At 56.1% G+C, this 19,220-nt stretch carries 12 protein-coding genes; 3 read left to right on the plus strand and 9 right to left on the minus strand.

Features of this window, described 5'->3' with window-relative positions:
* Nucleotides 1–93 precede the first annotated feature (93 nt).
* Nucleotides 94–1,302 carry an aldose 1-epimerase family protein gene (locus tag IBT47_RS12370; protein ID WP_105595329.1) on the plus strand — a complete coding sequence of 403 codons (1,209 nt, stop codon included), beginning with the start codon at nt 94–96 and terminating at the stop codon, nt 1,300–1,302.
* A gap of 1,090 nt (nt 1,303–2,392) precedes the next feature.
* On the opposite strand, the gene mgtA is transcribed toward IBT47_RS12370, so the two are convergent.
* Both mgtA and IBT47_RS12380 read right to left on the minus strand, forming a co-directional pair.
* Complete coding sequence (gene mgtA / locus IBT47_RS12375; protein WP_255569903.1) at nt 2,393–5,104, minus strand: magnesium-translocating P-type ATPase; 2,712 nt, start codon at nt 5,102–5,104, stop codon at nt 2,393–2,395.
* A gap of 575 nt (nt 5,105–5,679) precedes the next feature.
* Complete coding sequence (locus tag IBT47_RS12380; RefSeq protein ID WP_200560643.1) at nt 5,680–5,931, minus strand: hypothetical protein; 252 nt, start codon at nt 5,929–5,931, stop codon at nt 5,680–5,682.
* Nucleotides 5,932–6,320: 389 nt separating this feature from the next.
* Here IBT47_RS12380 and IBT47_RS12385 point away from each other — a divergent pair, with 389 nt between their 5' ends.
* The gene (locus IBT47_RS12385; RefSeq protein WP_105593701.1) at nt 6,321–7,646 is read left to right on the plus strand and encodes an MFS transporter; all 1,326 of its coding nucleotides are present in this window, start codon (nt 6,321–6,323) and stop codon (nt 7,644–7,646) included.
* A gap of 136 nt (nt 7,647–7,782) precedes the next feature.
* Here the strand turns inward: IBT47_RS12385 and IBT47_RS12390 are convergent, their stop codons facing one another.
* Complete coding sequence (locus IBT47_RS12390; RefSeq protein ID WP_200560644.1) at nt 7,783–9,840, minus strand: AsmA family protein; 2,058 nt, start codon at nt 9,838–9,840, stop codon at nt 7,783–7,785.
* A 195-nt stretch (nt 9,841–10,035) separates the two neighbouring features.
* Here IBT47_RS12390 and IBT47_RS12395 point away from each other — a divergent pair, with 195 nt between their 5' ends.
* On the plus strand, nt 10,036–10,968 hold the full coding sequence (locus IBT47_RS12395; RefSeq protein WP_200560645.1) for a sugar kinase: 933 nt from the start codon (nt 10,036–10,038) through the stop codon (nt 10,966–10,968).
* Nucleotides 10,969–11,070: 102 nt separating this feature from the next.
* Here IBT47_RS12395 and IBT47_RS12400 read toward each other — a convergent pair whose 3' ends face one another.
* The 6 genes from IBT47_RS12400 to bcsD form a co-directional block, all read right to left on the minus strand.
* Entirely contained in the window at nt 11,071–12,372 is a 1,302-nt protein-coding gene (locus IBT47_RS12400; RefSeq protein ID WP_200560646.1) for an alginate lyase family protein, read from the minus strand.
* Nucleotides 12,356–13,846 (minus strand): pitrilysin family protein, encoded by a 1,491-nt coding sequence (locus IBT47_RS12405; protein ID WP_200560647.1) that lies wholly within the window; start codon nt 13,844–13,846, stop codon nt 12,356–12,358. The genes IBT47_RS12400 and IBT47_RS12405 overlap by 17 nt, the downstream gene beginning before the upstream one ends.
* Nucleotides 13,847–14,103: 257 nt before the next feature.
* Nucleotides 14,104–15,390, minus strand: coding sequence for a dicarboxylate/amino acid:cation symporter (locus IBT47_RS12410; RefSeq protein ID WP_200560648.1), 1,287 nt, complete (start codon nt 15,388–15,390; stop codon nt 14,104–14,106).
* A gap of 149 nt (nt 15,391–15,539) precedes the next feature.
* Nucleotides 15,540–17,564 (minus strand): biofilm formation regulator HmsP, encoded by a 2,025-nt coding sequence (gene hmsP / locus IBT47_RS12415; protein ID WP_200560649.1) that lies wholly within the window; start codon nt 17,562–17,564, stop codon nt 15,540–15,542.
* A gap of 175 nt (nt 17,565–17,739) precedes the next feature.
* Entirely contained in the window at nt 17,740–18,747 is a 1,008-nt protein-coding gene (locus tag IBT47_RS12420; protein ID WP_105593694.1) for a glycosyl hydrolase family 8, read from the minus strand.
* A gap of 8 nt (nt 18,748–18,755) precedes the next feature.
* The gene (gene bcsD, locus IBT47_RS12425) at nt 18,756–19,220 is read right to left on the minus strand and encodes a cellulose biosynthesis protein BcsD (RefSeq protein ID WP_200560650.1); all 465 of its coding nucleotides are present in this window, start codon (nt 19,218–19,220) and stop codon (nt 18,756–18,758) included.

Consider the following 19,220-nt stretch of genomic DNA (forward strand, 5'->3'; position numbering starts at 1 on the left):
CCATGCGGTGATGATTGTCACATTTTTCTCCCGCGCTGATTTGTAGTCTTGACGCGGTCAAAGCTAAATCAATTCAGCAAAAGGGATAATACGATGAAGAAAAGACTTCTGGCAGGGGTAATTACGGCGTTAATCTGCGGTCAGGCATCGGCACAAAGCTGGCTGCTGACGGATGCTGAAACCAGTGTGGAAAAGGGAAACTGGCAGGTAAACAGCCAGCAGCTGAAGCTTTCCGGTGAGAACTTCAGCATTCAGCAAAAAGTTCTGCACGGCGGCAAGCAGGAAGGCTCGAAAGTGCTGACCATCACCAGTAAAAATGGCCTGACCATCGCCCTCAGCCCGACGCGAGGCATGGATCTGCTGCATGTTAACGGCCATGGTGTGCGCCTTGGCTGGGATTCCCCGGTCGACGAGGTCGTGAATCCGGCTTACATCAATCTGGAAAGCCGCAACGGCCTGGGCTGGCTGGAAGGGTTCAACGAAATGATGGTGCGCTGTGGCTTTGAGTGGACCGGCCACCCGGTCACCAAAGATGGCGTGATTTACACGCTGCACGGCAAAGCGGGTAATACCCCGGCTTCAAAAGTTGAAGTGATCGTCGATGAAAAAGCACCGCATGAAATCCGTATTCGCGGTCTGCTGAAAGAAACCACCTTCAAAAAAGCGAAGCTCGAAACCTGGACCGAGCTGCGTTACGTGCCCGGCTCTGACTCCTTTACCGTGCACGATGTGCTGACCAACCACGCGGACTATCCGCACGATTACCAGATTATCTATCACAGCAACTTCGGTACGCCGATCCTTGAGAAAGACGCACGGTTTATCGCGCCGCTGAAGTCGGTTTCACCGTTTAACGACTACGCGAAGAAAGGTCTGAACGACTGGAATGTTTACGGCGCGCCGACGAAAGACTTCGACGAGATGGTGTTTAACCTCACGCCGAAAGCTGACGAAAACGGTAAAACCGTGGCCGCAGTGATTAACAGTAAGGGCGATAAGGGCGCATCAATTGAGTTCGATATCAAACAGCTGCCGCTGCTGACCATGTGGAAAAACACTGATACGCAGAAGCAGGGTTACGTGACCGGGATTGAGCCGGGTACCAACTATGCCTATCCGGTGACGATTGAGAAAGAGCAGGGTCGCGTGAAGCAGTTGCAGCCAGGGCAGAGTACCGAGTTTACGCTGACCTATTCTCTGCTGAAGGATGCCAGTGCGGTGCAGCAGGTTGAGCAGCGGGTACAGAAAATCCAGGGTGATGAAACCGTAGCGATTAGCGAAACGCCGATCGCGACAGAGTGATGAGTTTGTAGCGTTACGGGGCATCTTGTCGCTTCACGTTTAGTGAATCGGTTAACGCGACGAGAGTCCTCTCTCGCTTCAGGATTTGTGCATCGGTTAACGTGACGAGATGCTTTCATCGCTTCTGGATCGGAGCATCGGCGACCGTTACGGGGCATAACGCCGGGACGTCGTGAGCCCAGTCCCTGGGGACTTGGATGCCGCGTCCCTGCGGCATACGCCCGGCTTATCTGCACCGTAACGTTCTCCTTTCAAGCTGATTGATTGCTGCTTTCTCGTCACCTTTACCGTTCAGGTTTTGGTGTTGCAGCATTTTCGCCACGTTCACCGTTCAGGTTTTGGTGTAGCGGCATTCTCGTTACGTTCACCGTTCAGATTTTGGTGTTGCTGAATTCTTGTCACGTTCACCGTTCAGGCTTTGGTATTACGCCGTTCTCGTCACCTTTACCGTTAAGACTTTACAGTGGTGCCGCAGCTTCTCATTGCATTCGCTTCGTCGCTTTAGAGTTCAGCACTCACTTTCTCTAATCTATGCACTTCCTTCTATCAGCCTGTTTTATGGCGAGTGCTCCCTGAGCAATTTCAATCCGGTAAACAAGAGTGTGAAGCCGGAAGAAACAGACTTTAAAACAGCAACACCTTAGTTTACGGGCAATCGGGGATGGACGGGTTAGCGGACCGTCCGAGCACAGGGAAGTGCGAGGCCGAGCGGACATGGACGTGACAGCGGGTCCGCGTTCCGGATAACCCCGATAGGCCATGGGCAGAATATGCAGCAACCTGGACTCACCAGCACCACCTTAGTTAACAGGTAATCGGGGGTACCGGATAAACTGGCCCACGAGCACAGGGAAGTGCGAGGCCGAGCGTACATGGACGTGGCAGCGGGTCCGCGTTCCGGATATCTCCGACAGGCCATGCGCAGAACGTGCAGCAACCCGAACCCACCCGCGACCTGGACCCATCCACAGCCCGATACCCCACTCCCTATTCGCTAAATATCATCAGTATCGCCCCGGAAAAAATCACCACCCCGACAAAAAACAACACAATCGCCACCGCTGAATTATCTTTTTTCATCTTATCCCCCTCAGAACCACTGGCCGAAACGGCGGATGTAAAGACGCTTCATGCCCTGCGCGACCACGCAGTAGCCCAGCAGAGTGGCCAGCAGCCATGGGAAGTAGCTCCACGGCAGTGGCACCAGCCCGACGGCATGGCCCAGCGGCGAGAACGGGATCAAAATCCCGGCAATCATCACCAGCCCGGTGGCCAGCATCACCGGCAGCGCGGCACGGCTCTGAATAAACGGAATTTTTCGGGTGCGCAGCATATGCACTACCAGCGTCTGCGACAGCAGCCCCTCCACAAACCAGCCGGACTGGAACAGCGCCTGGCTTTCAACGCTATTGGCGGCGAACACCGTCCACATCAGCCAGAAGGTGGTGATATCGAAAATGGATGACGTTGGCCCAATCCACAGCATAAACCGGCCGATATTCTTCGCATCCCAGCGGCGCGGCTTGCGCAGAAACTCTTTGTCCATTTTGTCCCACGGCAGCGCCAGCTGCGACAGGTCATACATCAGGTTTTGCAGCAGCAGATGGATCGCCATCATCGGTAAAAACGGAATAAACGCGCTGGCCACCAGCACCGAAAAGACGTTGCCGAAGTTAGAACTGGCGGTCATGTTCAGGTATTTGATGATGTTGCCGAAGGTTTCGCGCCCGGTCATCACGCCCTGTTCCAGCACCAGCAGGCTTTTTTCCAGCAGTATGATATCCGCGGATTCTTTGGCAATATCCGTGGCGGTATCCACGGAGATGCCGATATCCGCCGCCCGCAGTGCCGGCGCATCATTAATACCGTCGCCGAGGAAGCCGACCGTATGTCCGTTGTGTTGCAATGCCTGCAGTACGCGGGTTTTTTGCTGCGGCGTCAGGCGGCAGAACAGCGTACGCTGCTCAACCAGCAGGTAGAGTTCATCATCGCTGAGCTGGGCGATTTCACTGCCGCATAGCGGTTCTCCCGGCTCCAGACCCACATCGCGGCACACTTTGCTGGTAATAATCGCGTTATCGCCGGTCAGTACTTTCACCGTCACGCCGTTTTCGTGCAGGGCAGCAATGGCTTCTGCCGCGCTCTCCTTCGGTGGATCGAGGAAAGTCAAAACGCCGCTGACAATCAGTTCGCGCTCGTCATGGATACTCAGCGGCAGTGAGATCGGGCTGCCTTCAATAGCCCGCCAGCCGACCACCAGTACGCGGAAGCCCTGCTGGTTATAGTTCTCTGCCTGATCGCGAAGGCGCTGACGCGCGGCCTCATCCAGCGGGCGGATTTCATCGCCGTCGCGCCAGAAGCTGGAAACCGCCAGCATTTCGTCCACCGCGCCTTTGCAGACCAGCATCTGCTGCTGGTTCTGGTCCGCCAGCAGAATCGACAGGCGGCGGCGTTCAAAATCGAACGGCAGCTCGTCGATTTTGCGATAGCGCCACAGGTCGTTGACCGCCATATTGCCCTGGCTGAAGGCCAGAACGGCCTTATCCATCAGATTTTTTACGCCGGTCTGATGGCGGCTGTTCAGCCACGCCAGCTGTAGTACGCGTTCGTCGCTGCGGTCGTGCAAATCCAGGTGGTGAGACAGAATGATGCGATCCTGAGTCAGCGTGCCGGTTTTATCGCTGCACAGCACGTCCATTGCGCCGAAGTTCTGGATGGCATTGAGCCTTTTCACCACCACTTTCCGCCGCGAAAGGGCAATCGCGCCTTTCGCGAGGTTAGAACTGACGATCATCGGCAGCATTTCCGGGGTCAGCCCCACCGCAACCGCCAGCGCAAACAGCAGCGCATCGCTCCAGTCACCTTTGCTGTAGCCGTTCAGCAGCAGAACGATCGGCACCATGACCAGCATAAAGCGGATCAGCAGCCAGCTGACGCTGTTGACCCCGCGATCGAACGCCGTTTGCGGGCGCTTACCCAGCAGTGAAGTTGCCAGCGAACCAAACCAGGTATGGCCGCCGGTAGCCACGACTACTGCCGTCGCACTGCCGCTGGCCACGCTGGTGCCCATCAGGCAGATGCCGGGCAGGCTGAGCAGCTCCTGTTCACTGAGCGGTCCGGCAACGTTCGGGCTGCTTTGGGTGTCATATTTCTCAATCGGTAACGCTTCACCGCTCAGCGCCGCCTGGCTGACAAACAGGTCGCGCGAGGCCAGCAGGCGCACGTCGGCCGGGATCATATCGCCCGCCGAAAGCCGTACGATATCGCCCGGTACGACCTGCTGTAGTGGGATTTCCATCTCCATCGCTTCACTGTGCGCATGGCTGCGTCGAATCACCGTGGCAGTCGTGCGCACCAGGGATTTCAGCGCTTCCGTCGCTTTGTTCGTGCGGTATTCCTGCCAGAAACGCAGTAAGCCGCTGAGGCTGACCATCACCAGCACAATGATCACGCCGGTCAGGTCGGTATCTTCACCGCGATTCAGCGGCAGCAGATAATCGGTAACAAAACTGATGGCTGCCAGCGCGGTCAGCACCCAGATAAACGGATTATTGAACGCCTGCACCAGCTGTATTGCTGCTGCCGGGGCTTTTTCGCTGGCAACCTGGTTGGTGCCAAAGTGTTCCAGGCGTTCTGCGGCATCCTCAAAGGTCAGCCCGTGGCGTTGAGTATTAAGTTGAGCGAGGGTGTGTTCCTGGCTCCGGCTGGCTGCGCTGGCGATCGCCAGATCGCGCGCCTTTTTCAGGTCAGCGTGATGCATTTTCATCTGCCTGCTCCTTGAATGAAGTTTTTTTACGTGCAGGAGAAGGCCCCTGCAAACGAGGTTTTTTCAGTAAATTCAGGGAAGGAGGCGTGGCAGGCAGACGGAAAGGAGAAGAAACGTTAGTGCGTTATCCTCCCGTGTTCATCCTGCCATCGCCTCTCTCGCGACGGAGGTTCTTTCATCGTGTGCTCCTGGGTTAATCTGCCGCGCAGCGAAAATCGCTCGTACAGCAGAGGATGCTCTGATAGTCAGCCACGCAGCTATGCCGCTGGCGAAGACCAGATCGAATGAAATTGATTTACGGGATGAAACAGCTCGGAAGAGAGTTGCAGCATGGCCCGCCGTTTTTACGGCAGGCACACATTAAACGGAGTGGACCTGCCTTCAGTAATGTTCAGGTAAAGGGTGACTGTCCAATGAAATGCAGGCTCCGTTAGTAATTTGCCGAGATTCTAATCGCCGGGCTACGCAATGTAAACCCGGAGATTAATTACGGGTAGTAATAAAGATTATAAAAATAACATGATGATTTTAAAGTAATAAAATTAGTATGGCGTTAAAAAATGGCCGGTTTTTTCCTAAACTGTTTATCAACGAATGTGCAAAACGTCATTTTACGGTGCGCAGGTCATCATGGCTGAAGGGCTACGGCGATTTGCCGCTTCGCTGCCGTTTCCCCTGCTCGCGGGCGAATTCGCAGAGTGACGCGCCGACGCCGCACCGCGGCTGAAGCCAAAAAGGTCGAATGTCAGCCGGGTAATCTGCTCTTTTTCTTTCTCCCGGCGTATTATTTTCTTTAGCTCAGCAGAGAGTGCGGCAATCGCCTCATCCGTTTTGGCAATAATGCCACTTTTCCCTTCACCCATGGCAAAACCGGTAATACTGTCCGCGTCATCGGAGCATGTATTTTAATTAAAATCAGATTGGCATTAATTGGTTTAAATTATAAATAAGCCATCCGCATAGAAAAGAGACGGTGAGTGTGAGGCGAGAAGTAGTCAAAAACCCTGGTTAAAGGTCACTATTTAGCCAAAGAGGGGCATTTATCACTGACTCCTAACTTTTATTTGCCATTTTTTAGTGATTAACTCTAAAAAACATTTCATTTCCCCTGCCATGTTCTCGCAAATATCGCATATTAAACATTATCCTCTTTTCCTGCGGAATCCATAAAGACAGTGCGCACTTTCACCATTGAATGCGATTAAACCTCTGCGTAAGATTCTTTTTCGTTTATTAGAATAAAGAAACAATTATGCAAGCCTCCATCGCTCCATCTATCGCCGCTGAAGACGCTGCACCCGTAAACTCCCGTAGTAAAGTGGTGGTTGCTTCTCTGGTCGGTACGGCTATCGAATTCTTCGATTTCTATATTTATGCTACTGCGGCGGTGATCGTCTTCCCGCATATTTTCTTCCCGCAGGGTGATGCCACCGTCGCCACGCTACAGTCGCTGGCGACCTTTGCGATCGCCTTTGTGGCCCGCCCGATCGGCTCTGCGCTCTTCGGTCACTTCGGCGACCGCGTTGGCCGTAAAGCCACGCTGGTGGCCTCGCTGCTGACCATGGGGATCTCCACCGTCATTATCGGCCTGCTGCCGAGCTACAACAGCATTGGCGTATTTGCTCCAATGCTGCTGGCGCTGGCGCGTTTTGGTCAGGGTCTCGGCCTGGGCGGCGAGTGGGGCGGTGCTGCTCTGCTGGCTACCGAAAATGCGCCTGCGAAAAAACGCGCGCTTTACGGCTCATTCCCGCAGCTCGGTGCACCGATCGGCTTCTTCTTTGCCAACGGCACCTTCCTGCTGCTTTCCTGGCTGCTGACCGATGAGCAGTTTATGAACTGGGGCTGGCGCGTACCGTTCGTACTCTCTGCCGTGCTGGTACTGATTGGTCTGTACGTTCGCGTCTCGCTGCATGAGTCGCCGGTGTTTGCCAAAGTCCAGAAAGAGAAAAAGCAGGTTAAAGTGCCAATCGGTACGCTGCTGAGCAAGCACCTGGGTGCGACCGTGCTCGGCACCTTTATCATGCTGGCGACCTACACCCTGTTCTACATTATGACCGTGTACTCCATGACCTATGGCACAACACCGGCTCCAAACGGCCTGGGTATTCCGCGTAATACCTTCCTGTGGATGCTGATGGTTGCGGTGATTGGTTTTGGCGTGATGGTGCCGATTGCCGGTATGCTGGCCGACCGCTTTGGTCGTCGTAAGACGATGATTGTGATTACCCTGATGATTATCGCTTTCGCGCTGATCTTCCCTTCCATGCTGGGTTCAGGTAATCAGGCGCTGGTGATGGCGTTCCTGCTGTGCGGTCTGAGCATTATGGGTCTGACTTTTGGCCCGATGGGTGCGCTGCTGCCGGAGCTGTTCCCGACCGAAGTACGCTATACCGGAGCCTCGTTCTCCTACAATTTGTCGTCAATTTTAGGGGCATCCGTAGCGCCGTATATCGCCACCTGGTTAGCACACACCTATGGCCTGTTCTACGTTGGCGTTTACCTGGCTTCCATGGCGTTCCTGACGCTGCTCGCGCTGATTAAATGCCGCGAAACCCGTCACGAATCACTGTTTGATTAAATCTTCCTGGCGGTTATGCCGCCTGAAGCACGCATCAACCCTCTTCGCCGCCACTTGACCGTGGCGGTGATTTTTTTAGCTTTTCGTCCGCAGCCTTCCTCGCTTCCTCTGACTAAAATGCGTCACGCTGCATTGGTTATTTCCCCTTCATCTGCCCAAGGACCTTCGTACACTGATTCTGATCGTTCTCGCTGGGGGAAATGAGCGCCAGCAGGGCCGCAGCCGGAGCGACCACCGCACCCAGCGCTACCGCAGCAGCACCGCGAGCAATCAACGGGCCTGCTTTCACCCCCGCATCAGGATTTTTAAAGGTGCCGCGCACGTACAGCGGCGAGCGCAGGGTGATAATGCGGATGCCTTTACTTTCCGGATCGATTGACAGATCCAGGCGTTCGTTAGCGAAGTTGGTGGTGCCGGTAATATTGATTACCGCATTTTCCGTATCAAAAACAAATAGCTGAGACGAAGCCAACCCGTTTTTGACCTGCAAATTGGCTGCCGCACAGTTGATCTTCACTTCATCATCGCCAAACAGTTTGCTCACCACGTAGTTGCCGACGTTAAGCCCGACAATTTCCATCAGGCTGCGGCTGATCAGGCCGTCGTTCATCAGCAGCTTCAGGTTGCCGTTACTGGTTGCCAGCAGGTCGGCCACCGAATTTCCCCGCCCGCTCAGTGTGGCATCACCGTTCAGCTGCCCCAGCGCGCTTTGCATCGCCTGCACATCAGGGAACAATTGACGTAGCTTGAGGCTGCGGGCATGCACATCGGCCCGCCCCTGCAGCGGTGTTTTATCCCCTTCCAGATGGATGCTTGAGTTTATCGTGCCGCCCGCCATGCCGAAGCGCAGTGGGTCGAGGCGCAGATCGCCGTTTTTCAGTATCACATGGGTTGAAAGATCGCTCAGCGGCAGCGAACTGCCGTGTTCGATGCGTTTACCGCTGAAGCGCACGTCCGCGTCCATCACGTTCCAGCTTTTACTGTCGAACTTATCATGCGGCAGCACGCGGTCGGCAGGCTGCGTGGAGGCTTCACCGCGTTTCTTTTTCGCCTGCTCGGTTTTCTCACTGCCTTTACCCGAGTTCACGCCGATTAACGGACCCAGGTCGGCCATCCGCAGCTGGCGTGATTCCAGCTCGCCCTCCAGTTTTGGCCGCGGCTTCGTCTGGCTGTAGGTAAGCGAGCCACGAATATCGCTGTCGCCGATATGACCATTAAAGTTCTGATAGCGGAACACCGCACCACCTTTCTCGCGGAAGCGGGCGCTAAGGTGCCCGTCGGTTTCATACGGCGGGGTATCCGGCAGCAGCACGCCGGTCAGGCCGTAGAGGTTCGCCAGCGTATCGCCGGAGAAGCGCAGCCGAAGGTCAACGCCGCCGGGATCCATCGGATTCTGGATGGTCCCCGCCAGGCGAACCCGGGTTGTTCCGCTGCGTACGTCGGCCTGCACCGGGAACGGCGTTGTCTGGCTGCGCAGTGAGAGCATGCCGCCAATCTTGCCTTCGCCGGTCAGTTTTTCCTTGTTATAGGTGCCGCTGGCCTGCCAGCCAAAGACAAAGTCGGCCGCGCCCTTCTGTTTGTCATCGCCTCCCGCCAGCTGGGCGTAGGGCACGGGTTTACCCAGCGGATCGACCGTTACCTTAACGTCGGCTTTGTTAATCGCGTCGCGGTAGCCGATGGTTCCCTGGTCAAAAACGATATTGTCCAGCCGGAATGACCAGGCGGAAGGTGGCTGATTCGGGTCCTTGCTTTCGCTGCCGGCCAGGTTAAAGGTCCAGTTGTTCTTGCCGTCAGCGGTTTGTACCAGCTTCGCCTGCGGCTGCTGTAGCTTGATCCACGGTAGCCACACTTCTTTTCCCAGCAGCGCCAGTGGCGAAATCGACGCATCAACGCGCTCAAGATGTGCCATGGTCAGATCGGGGATTTCCGGCGGGTTGCCCAGCATAATGTCCTGAGCATGAATATGTGGCCACGGCACCCAGCTGCGCCAGCCCGGCTCGCTGCGGTTGCGTTCCCAGGCGACGCCCAGATCGCCACGGATGGCGAACGGACGGTTAATTTCCTGCGAAACCTTGCGGTTGATCGTCGGCTTTAAACGGTTCCAGTCGAACGTGGCAATCAGCACCACCAGAGCTACGAGCAGCAGGACCAGGACCCCCGCGGTCCAGCTGATTATTTTCCCGGTACGCGACATGCGCTTCTCCTTCCCTTTTTTAGGCTTATGTAAAGATAGCCCAGGGGGGAGGATCTGGCATCCGTGGGAGCGGCAGCACGCGTGAACGCAATAATTAAACTGACATCACGATAAAAATAAAACATCGTTTTAAATATTGACTGGGCAGCTGCGGGCGGCGAGACTGGATAAAAAATTTCCTACGAGCCGAGAAAAATGACGCAACAGAAAATTGCCGTAATAGGCGAATGCATGATTGAGCTTTCCCAGCGCGGCAGCGATATGAGCCGGGGTTTCGGCGGCGATACGCTGAATACGGCAGTCTATGTCGCCCGCCAGGTACAACCCCAGGCGCTGCGCGTGGACTATGTCACCGCGTTAGGGAAAGACAGCTTCAGCAATGAAATGATTGACGCGTGGCAGAGCGAAGGATTGCACACCGACTTGATCCAGCGGCTGGAGAACAAGCTGCCGGGACTGTACGTGATTGAAACCGATGCCCAGGGCGAGCGCACCTTCTGGTACTGGCGCAATGATGCCGCCGCCCGCTTCTGGCTGGATAGCGAGCAGGCCGACGCGATCTGCCAGCAGCTGGCGCACTATGACTATCTCTATCTGAGCGGCATCAGCCTGGCGATCCTCAGCCCGCAGAGCCGCGAAAAACTGTATGCCCTGCTGGCCGCCTGCCGCGCTAACGGTGGCAAAATTATCTTCGATAACAACTATCGCCCGCGCCTGTGGCAAAGCCGGGAGGAGGCGCAGTCTGCCTATCAGGCAATGCTGGGCTACACCGATATCGCGTTCCTGACGCTGGATGACGAAACGCTGCTGTGGGGCGAGGCTGATAGCGCCGAGGTGATTCGCCGTACCCGCGCTGCGGGCGTACAGGAAATCGTGATTAAACGCGGGGCCGATGCCTGCCTGGTGGATACGAGCGCGGAGCCGCTGCTGGAGATACCTGCAGTGCGGCTGTCGGCCGATAGCGTAGTAGATACCACCGCCGCAGGGGACTCGTTCAGCGCGGGCTATCTGGCGGTGCGCCTGACCGGCGGCAGCGCAGAAGAGGCCGCTAAGCGCGGACATCTGACGGCCAGCACGGTGATCCAGCATCGCGGTGCGATTATTCCCCGTGAAGCGATGCCGGTATAGAAACGCAGGGTAATTCACTAAACCGGCTGCAAACAGTTAAGCGGGCAATATCGACGCTGAGCAGTCGGGTATGGAAGGCGATCTCGATTGCAGTGAAGCCCGTCAGCGGCTGTAGGCGGGCACTGCCAGCAGCCAGCTGGCTCGCAGGGCATCGAGCGTTGCACCGCGAGCGGCACCGGCTGCGGGCAGCGTCCAGTCAGCCCGTTCGATTTGTTGCCGGTACCGCTGGCTTTGCAGCTGGTTATCCGCCTGTACCAGCAGCGGAATCAGTCTGACGCCAATATGATCGAGGCTGGGGTAAGGCCAGTGCTTCGCGCCGTCGCTCCAGGGTGCCATAAAGTCCAGCGCGTTTAACAGCCCGGAACCCTGCGGCGTCCGGTAACGCCATAAATCCCCCGATCCGTTCTTAGCGACAACGGTCGCCAGCGCGGTCAGCGCCTGCAGGTTAAACCAGCTGTAGTGAAACGAGCGGGTGCGCGCCAGTTCCAGAGGCTGACGGCCGTCGGCGGTCAGCTGACCGGCCATCCGCCGTTGTGCCTGTTTGAACATCTGGCGGATAACGTCAGGTCGCTGAACGTACCAGGCAATGCCCGCCACCTGCGCGCTGTACCAGCTGCCGTGGTTATTCTTCGCCGCCGCCTCGCCCCGGCCCTCGCGGCTGGTCAGCAGCCACTGGAGATAATCTTTCATCCAGCGCTGTATCTGCTGTTCGTCCTCTTCCTGCCACCCCGGAGCCTGCCGCAGCATGATCAGCGAGTCGACAATGCGGGTGGCGAAGTAGCGGCCGTCCAGCACGCCGGTGTGCCGTCCGTCTGCGATGCCCGGCACGCCCTGGGCATACTCCAGGTTGGGATTCATGCGTGTTGCCGGGTTAATAAACCAGTGGCGGATCAGCGCGATGGCTTTATCCGCATAGCGCTGGTCGCCGGAGAAATACCAGGCGAGGGTTAATGTCTGCACGCTGGCAGTAAATGTTGCCAGCCGCACGCCGTCGCTTTGCTCATTTTTACTTGCCGGATTAACGTGACCGTCGCGCTTGACCCAGGGCAACCCGTCCGGTTTATTGCCGTCCGGCCACCAGTAGGCGCTGAGGCTCAGGTAGTCATGCTTTGAACCGCTGGGCGGAGTCATTCCTTTATCGGTGACGCTGAGCAGCGGTTGCTTCAGCGCTTTATCGGCCGCACGATGCAGCGCCTGCCAGGCGGTAAGCGTCGGTTCGGGTGCCTGCTGCTGTAATAAACGCTGGCGGTTCAGTACCAGGTTGCTGTCGTTAAGGAAGGCATATTCCTGTGCGCAGAGCGCAGAGGAGAACGCTGAGAGGATGAGCAGCAGGAACGGAATCGCCCCGCGCAAAGAAAAAGGGCGGCCCTGAAAGGCCGCCCTGCGGTTACTGCGCTGGCGCATCCGTTGCTACCGCCGGGTCGGCTGGCGTTGCGGGGGCCTGAGGCGCGGCGTCAACCGGCTTCATAATTTTCTGCCAGCTTTCCTGCAGCTGCCCGGCATTGATTTCCGGTTCGCCCTGCGGCTGCATCAGCATCATGGTGATATCCTGGGTCAGCTGCTGGCGCAGTTCCTGGTTCAGCATGTCCAGCGTCAGGCCGGAGAGAAATGCCTGGCGCAGCTTCTGGTACTGTTCCGGTGCGATATCCACCACCGCGTTTTGCTGTGAACGCAGGCGCTGGCTCATCAGCACATCGGTATCGGTGCGGGCATAGGTAGCGAACAGCTTGTTCAGCTCGGTATTTTTCTGCGCCATCAGCGTGTCAAATTCCTGCTGTGTCAGGCCGTTGTCACGCACGTTAGCCATCTCTTTGGCGATCAGGTCCAGATTGCTACTGAGCGCTGCGTTGTCCGAATCAATATTGATGGCGCACTGGGCGCGCTGATACAGCACGCGGCAGTCAAAGCCGACCTGTACACCCTGAGCTTTATTCTCGCTCAGCACGCGCTGAACGTGCCAGAACAGCGCTTCGCGCGCCAGATCGCCCTGCCAGTAGCGTTGCAGATTCTGCGATTCCCGGATTGGCATCCAGGGATTATCCCAGACCAGAGACAGGCGGTCCTGGCCGAGTGCAGGATTGACCAGATTTACCGGCTGCGGCGGCAGTGGAGAAAGCGTTGGCAGAGGCGCGGGCTGCTCACGTTTACCTTCCAGCGGCGAGAACACTTTGTTGATCTGCTCGGCCAGGCTGCGGCTGTCAACGTTGCCGACAACAAACAGGGTCATCGCATCCGGGGTATACCACTGTTTATAGAATGCATTGAGCTGGGCCAGATCGACCGGCACTTTCACCGCTGACGCCGGATCGTGGCCGAGCAGCGTGGAACCTTTCAGCCGGTAGCGCCACCAGACATCCTGAGTATTACCGGGCCAGGTACCGATGGGATCGTCGGCATTCAGCGCCGTATTCACCACCTCAGTATTGATGGTCATTTTATCCACGGTCGCGGCCAGCCAGTTCAGGGCCTCTTTCACCATTTCCGGGCGATTATTAGGCAGGCTGAGATTATAAACCGTGTAGTTATACGAGGTGATGGCTGGAGGGAGTGGATGCTGTGGATCGATGCTTTGCTGCCAGAGAGAGCGCTGCTGAGCGGGTTCAAGAGCGGCGTTGTGCACCAGCGCCAGGCGTGGCAAAAGGTGGCTGTAACCAATTTGCTGGGCGCTTTCAACCAGCGATCCGGTATTAACCAGCAGACGAATTTCAATACGATCGCTTGGTCGCTGAGGTGTTGTTAATAACTGCCAGCTGAAACCGTTATCCAGTTTTCCCTGCTGCCAGGCGGGATCGGGTTGGAGAGTTTCAGCCTGTACCGTGCAGCTGGCTGCTGCCAGTACTACCCCACCAATCAAAAGACGAATTCTGGTGCCCTGCATGTGAACCCCTACTCAATCACAAACCAAAAAGAATCACTGGTGATCTGTTACCTGCTGCCCGCGACGTTTCAGCCGGTCAAAAACCCCAGGGAAGCCGCTGTATTTTAAAGGAACAGCTTGTTAGACCACGCATCGGCGAGGATGTCACACAGCGTAGAAAAAAATCGTAAAAAAAGCATTGGAGGTTATTATGCAAATGCCCGCCGCGAGGGCAAGTCGCGGTGGGCATTTCAGTGAAATTTTAATAAATTAAGTGCTTAATTAGCGCTATCAGTGAGATTTTTTTGACTCTTACCGGCATTAAGCGTCGATTTTAGCTGTTTCTCATCCAGCTGGCCGACCCATTTTGCCACCACTACGGTGGCCACACCGTTACCCACCAGGTTGGTTAAGGCGCGGGCTTCCGACATAAAGCGGTCGATGCCGAGGATCAGCGCCAGCCCGGCGACCGGCAAATGCCCCACTGCGGATAGCGTGGCTGCCAGCACGATAAAGCCGCTGCCGGTGACACCTGCGGCGCCTTTGGAGGAGAGCAGCAGCACCACCAGCAGGGTAATCTGATGGAAAATATCCATATGGCTGTTGGTGGCCTGGGCAATAAACACCGCCGCCATCGTCAGATAGATCGACGTCCCATCCAGATTGAACGAGTAGCCGGTAGGGATCACCAGCCCGACGACGGATTTCTTACAGCCGAGCTTCTCCATTTTATCCAGCATGCGCGGAAGTGCCGATTCGGAGGAAGACGTACCCAGCACGATCAGCAGTTCTTCTTTGATATAACTAATAAACTTGAAAATATTGAAGCCGGCCACGCGGGCAATGAATCCCAGCACGAGCACCACAAACAAAATACAGGTGATATAGAAGCAAACGATCAGCTGGCCCAGCTGTACCAGTGAACCGACGCCATATTTACCGATGGTGAAGGCCATAGCACCAAATGCGCCAATCGGGGCGAGGCGCATAATCATATTGATAATGCCGAAAATAACCCGCGAGAAGCTGTCAATAAAGTTGAATACCAGCGTGCCTTTATCGCCCAGGCGATGGAGTGCAAAGCCAAACAGCACGGCGAACAGCAGAACCTGTAGAATATTACCGCTGGCAAATGCGCCAATAACGCTACCGGGTATCACATCCAGCAGGAAGGCAACAATGCCCTGCTGTTCTGCCTGCTGGGCATAGACCGCCACGGCTTTCGCATCCAGTGTGGCAGGATCAACGTTCATCCCGGCACCTGGCTGCATCACGTTGACGACGATCAGACCGATGATAAGAGCGATAGTGCTGACCACTTCAAAGTAGAGCAGCGCGACCGCGCCGGTGCGGCCCACGGCTTTCATGCTTTCCATACCGGCAATACCGGTTACCACGGTACAGAAGATTACCGGAGCAATAATCATCTTAATAAGCTTAACGAAGCCGTCACCCAGAGGCTTCATTTGCGCACCCAGTTCGGGATAGTAATGGCCCAGCAATACGCCAATAGCAATGGCGGTCAGTACCTGAAAATACAGGCTTTTAAACAGGGAAAGTTTCATAAAATATCCGTTATCGGCGGGAATACGATAGGGCGAAAATAACACCCGGGTAACGGGATTGATATAACCGGAGGGAATACGGGGTCAGCCATAACGCAAATTTATGAACTGAATCACTTCAGCAGAAGATTCCTATAACCTCAGGTAAATTAACATTCTTCACGGTGATTTATCACTTTTCCAAGGGAAAAATAATAACGGTCGAACTGGCCTCGCGGTAAAGGTTCCGAATAGAGATAACCCTGACCGATATAGATATCACGCGCCAGCAGCCAGTCGCGCTGTGCTTCGGTTTCTATCCCTTCCGCCACCACATCCAGCTTGCTGATGGCGGCTATTGACGCCACAATTCGCACCATCGTGTCATCATCCGGCAGCGCAGACACAAAGCTGCGGTCGATTTTAATTTTGCTGATCGGCAGGGATTTAAACTGATTCAGCCAGTTCAGATTGGCATAGCCCATACCAAAATCATCCAGCGCAACGGAAATCCCCGCCTCATGCAGCGCCTGTAACAGATGCAGCGCGTGGTCAGACTCACCTACCTGTGCGGTTTCGGTGATTTCCAGCACCAGGCTGCCGGGAGTAATGTTATGCCGATCGATATGTTCACGCAGATGGGTAACCATATCGGCATCGCGCAGCTGAATCGGCGACAGATTAACGCTCAGTGTCAGCTCTATGCCCCGCTGCTGCCAGTCTGCCAGCAGGCGACAGGACTCCTCAAAGACCCAGCGCCCAAGGGCATTAATCACGCCGATCTCTTCTGCATTAACAATCAGGTCGCTCGGCAGGCACCAGCTGCCATCCGGCTGCTGCATGCGCAGCAGGGCTTCTGCACCAATCACTTCGCCGCTGCGCATATCGATCTGCGGCTGGAGCCAGAGGGCAAACTTACCCTCTTCGATCCCCTGCAGAATGTCGAATTCCTGGGTCAGGCGCTTCTCGGCTTTTTCCGCCAGTTCAGAATCAAAGAACAGGATCTGATTTTTGCCCTGATGGCGGGCGGACATCATCGCAGAGACGGCACGCCCCAGCAGCTCAGTGGCGTTCTGCCGGGTTTCCGCTCGCTGCGCCATACCGATGCTGACGTTGGGCCTCAGCTGCATATGCTGAAGACTAACCGGTTGATTAAGTGTTTGTAACAGGCTGTTCGCCAGCCGCAGCGCGCGGAACGGGTTATCCGCCTGTTTGACCAGCAAAGCGAAGTCACAGTTGGACAGCTGCGCCAGCACCGTTTGTTCATCAATGCAGCCGCGGATTTTATCCACCAGCGTCAGCGTTAGCACATCCCGTTCGCTATCGCTGACGATGCCGTTGGCGTCCAGCAGCGTCTCAATGCGCAGCACCAGCACGGTGAAGACGCCACCGCCTTTCACCGATCGCAAATGCTGTTCCAGCAGCGCCAGGAACAGGGTTTTATTCGGCAGATCGGTGAGCGAATAATGCGTGCTCAGTCGGCTGATGTCCTCGTTCATCGCCCCCAGCGTTAGCTGGTTGCGGTTGTAATTGCGGATCAACAGGCCGATTTCATCGTTACGGTGGTAGCGTGGCAGCGCCAGCTGGTGGCTCAGTAGCTCCTGCGGCGAAAGGTCCTGCAGATCCTGGGCGATTTTACGCACGGGGCGAACAATCAGGCGGTTGATACACCAGCTGATAGCGACAGAGAGGATCAGGGCCAGCAGCAGGAAGGTGGTCACCATGGTTGAAACGGCGCTGAGGATAAACTGATACACCCGCCAGGAGTCGGCCTGCAGGATCAGCAGCGCCAGCGGTTTGGGGTTTGCGGGCTCAATAGAGTAGAGCGGCACGGTGATCTGCACCGGCAACTCAAACAGGGTGGCGATAAACTGCGGTACCGGTTTTTCCGGTTCGAAATCGGTGTGCAGCGCCTGCAGGCCGTTGGGCAGCACCACTTCGGCACGCGCCAGGATTCCCGCCGGGCGCAGGGAGTTTAGGATGAATTCAGCCTGGGGAATATCCGCCTTCAGCACCGCCTGAGACAGCGGCTGGCGCACCGTATGGGCAACATTTTCCATTTGCTGGGCGTAGTCAATTCTGCGCTGCTGCACAAAGTGGAAAAGCTGTATAACGATAAAGATGCAGATGGTGACGACCGCAACGCCCGACACCGTTGCCATTTGCTTAATCGTTAGTGAACGACTGACGCGCAAGCCTGTTCTCCAAAGCCTGAATCCCCGGATTCGTGGCGCATAAGGCAAAAAACTGCCCTGAGTATATCCTATGGCAACCGCTTGTTAAGCTATCACGCTCTGCGACTATCGGTTTAAGCGTTTTCCGATCGTTTCCCTCTCCGTCGCGGAAAGGCGACTGGCTCCTGAGAGCCAGTTATTGCTGCTGTTGCAGAAATGCCAGCCAGGTCAGCAGATGCAGGCTGGAGGAGTAGTAATCTTCGTTACTGCTCAGCGCATCGTTGAGATAACCGGTTTCATTCAGCGTTAAATCGCGCACCGACAGCAGGCCACCGGCCATATTGTACGGGGCTTTCTCGCCGCTTAACACATCGATCCATGCCGGTGTTTGCAGACGCTGGAAACCACCCCAGAAGCGCTGGAACGGGACCAGTTGAGGATTCTGCGCGTCGTACCAGTGCAGATAGAGCGGGATGCGGATGGCGTCATAGCTAAAGCGCGGCGGCCAGGCTGCGGCCGGAGCAAAGGTGCCGTCGGCGTTCAGCGCTACCCAGTCCAGCGGCAGATTCGTATCGCCAAACCGCATTTGCGCTAGCAGTTCCATTCCGTCACTAATCAGCTGATTCCACACCTGAAGATGGCTGCGTCGGGCGAAGTCACGCCATGCCGGAAACACAAAGTAGGAAGGATTCAGGATCACGTAGCTGTTTTTATTGAAGCCCTGAGCGCCCGGCAGCATCACCGTGTAGCCGCCAAACGGGATAACGTTCTGTGCCAGAATGGCCCGCTGAATGGCGTCTGACGCTTTCAGGTAGGCCTGAACGTGCCATTTTTCCCCAGCCTGCTGTAGCGCCCACGCAATAAGCACATCACCATCGGAGGCATTGTTTTTATCCGCCACCGGGTCAGCCTGGGTCGGAATATAGCGCCAGTAGAACAGGCCATTGTTCGGGTTTTTTAGCGTGTTTTGCGTCCAGTTCCACAGCTTGTCAAAACTGGTGCGGTCGTTGTATTGCACGGCCATCAGCATGGCGTAGCCCTGCCCTTCCGTGTGGCTGACGTTTTTGTTACCGGTGTCCTGAATGCGACCATCACTGGTCATAAAGCGTGTCTTAAAACTGCCCCAGCCGTCCGCAGCAAAGGCCTGGGTACATCCCAGTGCCATTACCAGCATAATTACCGTCGCCCTCAACATCGCAATCATCGTATCACTCAGGCCTTATAGCGGAAGCGGAGTGAAACATCGCTGGTCGCTTCCACGCTTAGTGAAACGCGATCGTATCCTCCCTGCTCACGCAGCCAGCGGGCGTACAATCCGGTCAATACTGCGCTCAGAGCGAGGTGCCACTGATGCAGCGGCAGTGCGCCATCTGCTACCGGCAGCGCCAGATGTTCAATAATCATTGCGCTGTCGGAAGGCTGAATGTCGATAAAGCCCCAGTTAAAGCGCGCCAGCACCTGGTTAATCTGCTTTTCCAAATCGCCAACGGTCGCCGCTTTACCCAGCGGGTAACGGCCCGCGAGGCTGTCCCCCATCTGCTGCAGGAAAGCCTGGCTCTCACGCTCGCCGGCATTGCCCATCATGCCGCCGATCATCACGCTCAGCAGGTCAAACCAGCCTGGCTGACACTGCTGCTGACGATAATATTGCAGGGTACGATCCTGTAACTGGCTCAT

This window comes from Erwinia sp. S43, assembly GCF_016624745.1.
GTDB classification, from domain to species: Bacteria; Pseudomonadota; Gammaproteobacteria; order Enterobacterales; family Enterobacteriaceae; genus Erwinia; species Erwinia coffeiphila.